This is a genomic window from Streptomyces sp. NBRC 110035 (assembly GCF_000829695.1).
Lineage (GTDB): Bacteria > Actinomycetota > Actinomycetes > Streptomycetales > Streptomycetaceae > Streptomyces.
On sequence record NZ_BBNN01000088.1, the window covers coordinates 1 to 1,976 of the forward strand.

1 protein-coding gene is annotated in these 1,976 nt (G+C 74.6%); it reads left to right on the plus strand.

What is annotated here, in order from left to right; translation table 11 throughout:
- Positions 1-1,976, plus strand: a 1,976-nt coding sequence (locus TU30_RS32745; protein ID WP_042177273.1) for a beta-ketoacyl synthase N-terminal-like domain-containing protein, incomplete at both ends; no start/stop codon positions are given.

The window sequence follows — 1,976 nt, forward strand, 5'->3', positions numbered from 1 at the left end:
ACCGACATGCAGCGCATCGCCGCCTCCGGCGCCGCCCCGATCCCCGTCGAGCGCGGCCTCGCCCTCTTCGACACCGCCACCGGCTCCGCCGAGGCCCTCGTGGTTCCCATCGGCTCCACCGGCGGCGACCTGCGCATCCCCGGTGAGGTGCCGCCGCTGCTGCGCAACCTGGTGCGCGGCACCCGGCGCGCGGCCGCCACCGCCGTCGGCGGCGCGAGCACCGCCGCCGATCTGACGCGCCGCCTCCTGGCCCTCCCCGAGGACGAGCGCGTCCGCCACCTCGTCGAACTGGTGCGGGTCGAGGCCGCCGCCGTGCTCGGCCACTCCTCGCCCAAGGCCATCGAACCCGGCCGTGAGTTCCGCGAACTCGGCTTCGACTCGCTCACCGCCGTCGAACTGCGCAACCGCCTCACCACCGCCACCGGCCTGCGGCTGACCGCCACCCTCGTCTTCGACTACCCGACCCCGCACGGCCTCGCCGAGCACCTGGTCGCCGAACTCCTCGACGAACACGGCGACCTGGGCGCCCCCCTCGTGGCCGCCGACGTCGCCGACGACCCGGTGGTCATCGTCGGCATGGCCTGCCGCATGCCCGGCGGCATCACCACCCCCGACGAACTGTGGCGGATGCTCGCCGACGGCGAGGACCGCATCACCGCGTTCCCGACCGACCGCGGCTGGGACCTGGACGCCCTGTTCGGCGGAGGCCACGACAACCGGGGCGTCAGCGCCACCCGCCGCGGCGGCTTCCTGCACGACGTGGGCGGCTTCGACGCAGGCTTCTTCGGGATCTCCCCGCGCGAGGCCCTCGCCATGGACCCGCAGCAGCGCCTGCTCCTGGAGACCTCCTGGGAGGCGTTCGAACGCGCCGGCATCGACCCGCAGAGCCTGCGCGGCAGCGCCACCGGCATCTTCGTCGGCACCACCGGCCAGGACTACGCGACCCTGGTGATGACCTCCCGCGAAGACGTCGAGGGCCACGCCAGCACCGGTCTCGCCACCAGCGTCATCTCCGGCCGGGTCTCCTACGCCCTCGGCCTGGAGGGCCCGGCCCTCACCGTGGACACCGCCTGCTCCTCCTCCCTGGTCGCCCTGCACCTCGCCGCCCAGTCCCTGCGCAGCGGCGAGAGCTCCCTCGCCCTCGCGGGCGGCGTCACCGTGCTGTCGACCCCGATGAACTTCTCCGGGTTCACCCGGCAGGGCGGCCTGGCCGGCGACGGCCTGTGCAAGGCGTTCGCCGACGCCGCCGACGGCACCGGCTGGTCCGAGGGTGTCGGCATGCTCGTCCTGGAGCGCCTGTCGGACGCCCGCCGCAACGGGCACGAGGTGCTCGCCGTGGTCCGCGGTTCGGCCATCAACCAGGACGGCGCCTCCAACGGGCTGACCGCCCCCAACGGCCCCTCCCAGCAGCGCGTCATCCGCCAGGCCCTGGCGAGCGCGGGGCTCACGCCCGCCGACATCGACGCCGTCGAGGCGCACGGCACGGGCACGACCCTCGGCGACCCGATCGAGGCGCAGGCCCTGCTCGCCACCTACGGCCAGGGCCGCGACCCGGAGCGTCCGCTGCTGCTCGGCTCCATCAAGTCGAACATCGGCCACACCCAGGCCGCCGCCGGTGTCGCGGGCGTCATCAAGATGGTGCTCGCCCTGCGTCACGGTGCCCTGCCCAGGACCCTCCACGTCGACCGGCCCTCCACGCACGTCGACTGGGAGGCCGGCGCGGTACGGCTCCTCACCGAGCCCACCGCGTGGCCGGACACGGACCGACCGTGGCGCGCCGGTGTGTCGTCCTTCGGCCTCAGCGGCACCAACGCCCACGTCATCCTCGAACAACCCGAACCGGCCGCGGAGGACCCGGAGCCGGCCCCCGTACCGTCCGTCTCGCCGGTCCTGGTGCCGTGGCCGATCTCGGCGCGGTCCGAGGACGCCCTGCCGGGCCAGATCGACCGGGTGACGTCCTTCGACGCCGGGTCCGT